This window comes from Isoptericola variabilis, assembly GCF_050311655.1.
GTDB classification, from domain to species: Bacteria; Actinomycetota; Actinomycetes; order Actinomycetales; family Cellulomonadaceae; genus Isoptericola; species Isoptericola variabilis.
The window spans coordinates 1-343 of record NZ_JBNOZM010000019.1 but is presented as its reverse complement, the minus strand read 5'-3'; the positions used below and the strand labels follow the sequence as shown (position 1 = coordinate 343).

Genomic DNA, 343 nt, shown 5'->3' with positions numbered 1-343 from the left:
AAGTGCTCATCATTGGAAAACGTTCTTCGGGGCGAAAACTCTCAAGGATCTTACCGCTGTTGAGATCCAGTTCGATGTAACCCACTCGTGCACCCAACTGATCTTCAGCATCTTTTACTTTCACCAGCGTTTCTGGGTGAGCAAAAACAGGAAGGCAAAATGCCGCAAAAAAGGGAATAAGGGCGACACGGAAATGTTGAATACTCATACTCTTCCTTTTTCAATATTATTGAAGCATTTATCAGGGTTATTGTCTCATGAGCGGATACATATTTGAATGTATTTAGAAAAATAAACAAATAGGGGTTCCGCGCACATTTCCCCGAAAAGTGCCACCTGGTGC

1 protein-coding gene is annotated in these 343 nt (G+C 42.6%); it reads right to left on the bottom strand.

The genetic code is table 11. The features are described 5' to 3' along the window. Positions 1–208: serine hydrolase family protein (locus ACQP60_RS20890; RefSeq protein WP_071200866.1), on the bottom strand; the 208-nt coding region annotated here is incomplete at its 3' end. Positions 209–343 lie beyond the last annotated feature (135 nt).